The organism is Bradyrhizobium sp., assembly GCF_052389815.1.
Classification (GTDB): Bacteria; Pseudomonadota; Alphaproteobacteria; order Rhizobiales; family Xanthobacteraceae; genus Bradyrhizobium.
In genome coordinates, this window is record NZ_JBQTHN010000050.1 from 1 (window position 1) to 3,685 (window position 3,685).

4 protein-coding genes are annotated in these 3,685 nt (G+C 65.7%); 1 reads left to right on the forward strand and 3 read right to left on the reverse strand.

Going from position 1 to position 3,685, the window contains the following annotated elements; genetic code table 11:
• From ACT4OC_RS09580 to ACT4OC_RS09590, 3 genes are all read right to left on the reverse strand, one after another.
• Window positions 1-532, reverse strand: a 532-nt coding sequence (locus ACT4OC_RS09580) for an AAA family ATPase (protein WP_444838736.1), incomplete at its 3' end; no start/stop codon positions are given.
• Window positions 529-1,923 (reverse strand): DegQ family serine endoprotease, encoded by a 1,395-nt coding sequence (locus ACT4OC_RS09585; RefSeq protein ID WP_444838737.1) that lies wholly within the window; start codon window positions 1,921-1,923, stop codon window positions 529-531. The genes ACT4OC_RS09585 and ACT4OC_RS09580, both read right to left, overlap by 4 nt.
• A 73-nt stretch (window positions 1,924-1,996) precedes the next feature.
• On the reverse strand, window positions 1,997-2,374 hold the full coding sequence (locus ACT4OC_RS09590) for a winged helix-turn-helix transcriptional regulator (protein WP_444838738.1): 378 nt from the start codon (window positions 2,372-2,374) through the stop codon (window positions 1,997-1,999).
• A gap of 107 nt (window positions 2,375-2,481) precedes the next feature.
• On the opposite strand from ACT4OC_RS09590, the gene ACT4OC_RS09595 reads away from it, so the two are divergent.
• Complete coding sequence (locus ACT4OC_RS09595) at window positions 2,482-3,495, forward strand: zinc-binding alcohol dehydrogenase family protein (RefSeq protein ID WP_444838739.1); 1,014 nt, start codon at window positions 2,482-2,484, stop codon at window positions 3,493-3,495.
• Window positions 3,496-3,685: the final 190 nt, after the last annotated feature.

Genomic DNA, 3,685 nt, shown 5'->3' on the forward strand with positions numbered 1-3,685 from the left:
CGGCATCCAGCGAGTGAAACACCAGCACGCGGGCGCGCGACAGCAGCGCCGCGTTGAGCTCGAAGGACGGGTTTTCCGTGGTGGCGCCGACCAGCACCACCGTGCCGTCTTCCATCACGGGCAGGAAGGAATCCTGCTGCGCGCGGTTGAATCTATGCACCTCGTCGACGAACAGCAGCGTGCCCTTGCCGGTCTCGCGGCGGGCGCGCGCGGCGTCGAACACCTTCTTGAGGTCGGCGACGCCGGAAAACACCGCGGAAATCTGCTCGAAATGCAGTTCGGTCGCGTCAGCCAGCAGACGCGCCACCGTGGTCTTGCCGGTGCCGGGCGGGCCCCAGAACACCAGCGAGCCCAGCGTGCGCGTTTCCAGCATGCGCGTCAACGCGCCGTCGGGGCCGAGGATGTGGTCCTGGCCGACGACTTCCGACAGCTTCTTCGGGCGCAGCCGGTCCGGCAGCGGATGCGGCGCATCCTGCTCCATCCCTGCCGCGGCAAAGAGGCTTGGCGAGGCCTGAGGTCGCTTCGGGCTCATCCGCCGAGGGTGACGTTGATCTGCTGGCCGCCCCGCACCACCACGATGCGCCACAGCCGCGACGAGGACTTCGCGGCCTTGTCGAGATCGCTGGTTCTCGCGATCTTCTGGTTGTTGGCGGCGAGAATGATGTCGCCCTTCTGGAAGCCGACGCTGGCGGCGGGCGCGCCATCCTCGAGATTGACCACGACGACGCCTTCGGCGTTGCTGTCGAGGCGTAGTTCCTCGGCAACCGCCGGCGAGATGTTGGCCACGCGGGCGCCCTGGAACGGCGAGCGCGCCGAGATCGTGATCTCGTCGCGATTGGTGTCCGGCGCGACTTCGAGTGGAATGGTGACCTTGATGGTCTTGCCGCCGCGCTGCACGTCGATCTGCGCTGATCCACCGAACGGGCGGGTGGCGAAGCGATAGTCGAAGGCGTTGGGATCCTCGATGCTCTGCCCGTCGATGGCGACGATCAGGTCGGACAGTTTCAGCCCTGCCCTTGCCGCGGGACTTCCCGGCGCGACGTTGGCGACCAGCGCGCCGGACGGCGCCCGCAGGCCGAGCGTTTCCGCAATCTCCGGCGTCACCGCCTGCAGGCGAGCGCCGAGCCAAGGCCGCTTCACCGCCTTGCCGCCGCTCTTGGCGGAGGCCACCACCACGCGCACCATGTTGGCGGGGATGGCAAAGCCGATGCCCTGCGAGCCGCCGGAGCGCGAGAAGATCGCCGTGTTGATGCCGGCGAGCTTTCCGGTCATGTCGACCAGCGCGCCACCGGAATTGCCGGGATTGATGGCCGCATCGGTCTGGATGAAGAACTGGTAGTCGGTGATGCCGACCTGCGTTCGCGCAAGCGCCGAGACGATGCCATGGGTCACGGTCTGGCCGACGCCGAAGGGGTTGCCGATCGCGAGCACGAGATCGCCGACCACGAGTTCGTCAGAATTGGCGAAGTCGAGGGTGGCGAATTTCTCCCTGCCGTCCTTGACGCGCAGCACGGCGAGGTCCGTGCGGCTGTCCTTCAGCACGATTTCGGCCTCGAACTCGCGCTTGTCGGCGAGCGAGATCTTCACCTGGTCGGCGCCCTCGATGACGTGGTTGTTGGTGACGACGAGGCCGGAAGCATCGACCATCACGCCGGAGCCGAGCGAGCGCTGCATCTGTTCGGGGCGATTGTTGCCGGGCACGCCGAAGAAGCGGCGGAAGAGCGGATCGTCGAGCAGCGGGTTGCGGTTCTGCACGGTCTTTGCCGCATAGACGTTGACCACCGCCGGCTGCGCGCGCTGCACGATCGGCGCATACGACAGCCTGAGTTCGGCCGCCGAGGACGGCGCGCGGCGGTCCTGCGCGAAGGCAGGCCCAGCGAGCGCGGCAGCGATCAAAGTTGCGGTAACAAATCGGTTCAGCATCGTCGAAGACCTTGTGAATACAGCGTCCAGATATAGTCGCGGCGCGCGGGCGGGAGAAGTCAAACGGCCGCCATCACGCCGCACGATCGGGCAGTTGCACGGCCGCCGGATCCGGCCCGCAGGACAGCCGTTCCCGGTGGCTCTCGCCCCAGGCTTTGAGGATATCGATCACCGGCCGCAGGCTCTCGCCGGTCTCGGACAGGCGGTATTCGACCCGCGGAGGTACCTCGGCATAGACGGTGCGGACGATCAGCATGTCATCCTCCAGCGCGCGCAGCTGTTTCGTCAGCATGCGCTGGGTGATGCCCGGCATCTGCCGCCGCAGCTCGCCAAAGCGCCGGGTGCCGCCTTGCAGGTGATAGAGGATCACGCCCTTCCACTTGCCGTCGATCAGATCGAGCGTGGCCTCGACCGCGCAGCCGGGCCGGTGCGCGAAATTACGCCGCTTCATGCAGTGTTTTCCCAATAGTATCCAAACAGGGACTAGTTCCCCAATTTTACAGTACTTGCCAAGATGACGCTAGGCCGACAGTTATTCGCCACCCACAGGAGGCATGCATGAAAGCCGTCGGATACCAGAAGTCGCTCCCCATCGAGGACGCCAATTCCCTGATCGATTTCGAGACCGCCAAACCGGCCCCGAAGGGGCGCGACATCCGCGTTGCCGTGAAGGCGATCTCGGCCAACCCCGTGGACTACAAGGTGCGCAAGCGCGCCGCCCCGCCCGCTGGCGAGTACAAGATCCTCGGCTTTGATGCGGCCGGCGTGGTCGATGCCGTCGGCCCCGATGTCAGTCTATTCAAGCCGGGCGACGAGGTGTTCTACGCCGGCTCGATCCTGCGCCAGGGCACCAATTCGGAGTTTCACCTGGTCGACGAGCGCATCGTCGGCAACAAGCCGAACAGCCTGTCGTTCGCGCAGGCCGCAGCCCTGCCCCTCACCTCGATCACGGCGTGGGAGTTGCTATTCGACCGGCTCGGCGCCGTACCGGGCAAGAGCCTCGATCCGCGCACGCTGCTGATCACCGGCGGTGCCGGCGGCGTCGGCTCGATCCTGATCCAGCTGGCGCGGCGGCTGACGGGGCTCACCGTCGCCGCCACCGCGACGCGACCGGAATCGCAACAATGGTGCCGCGATCTCGGCGCGCATGCGGTGATCGATCACGGCAAACCGATGAAGGAGCAGATCGAGGCGCTCAAATTGCCGCCGGTGTCGCTGGTGGCGAGCCTCACCTTCACCGACCAGCACTACAAGGCGATCGCCGAACTCATGGCGCCGCAGGGCAAGTTCGGCCTGATCGACGATCCGCCGGAGTTCACAGTTGCCACGTTCAAAGGCAAGGCGATCTCGGTGCACTGGGAATCGATGTTCGCGCGCTCGTCGTTCCAAACGCCGGACATGATCGCGCAGCATCACCTGCTGGACGACGTCGCCGACCTCATCGACAAGGGCGTGCTGCGCACCACGCTCGACCAGACGTTTGGCACCATCAACGCCTCCAATCTCAAGCGCGCTCACGCACTGCTCGAAAGCGGCAAGTCCCGCGGCAAGATCGTGCTGGAGGGATGGTAGGCACACATTCTCCTCCGTCATTGCGAGCGAAGCGAAGCAATCCATGTCTCGGCGCATGCGCTATGGATTGCTCACATGGGGGAGGTTTGTGTCAAGGACGAGGGGCCACCTTTTAGTTCGACTGCAGCCACCTCTTCGTCCCGACCGCGGATTGTGCAGGATGGCGCGCGCAGATCAAGTCAAGGCCGGC

What these genes read in the sequence shown, in the direction of transcription:
- ACT4OC_RS09590 (WP_444838738.1), bottom strand. Translation starts at nt 2,374, where the DNA reads ATGAAGCGGCGTAATTTCGCGCACCGGCCCGGCTGCGCGGTCGAGGCC.
- ACT4OC_RS09595 (WP_444838739.1), top strand. Translation starts at nt 2,482, where the DNA reads ATGAAAGCCGTCGGATACCAGAAGTCGCTCCCCATCGAGGACGCCAAT.
- ACT4OC_RS09585 (WP_444838737.1), bottom strand. Translation starts at nt 1,923, where the DNA reads ATGCTGAACCGATTTGTTACCGCAACTTTGATCGCTGCCGCGCTCGCT.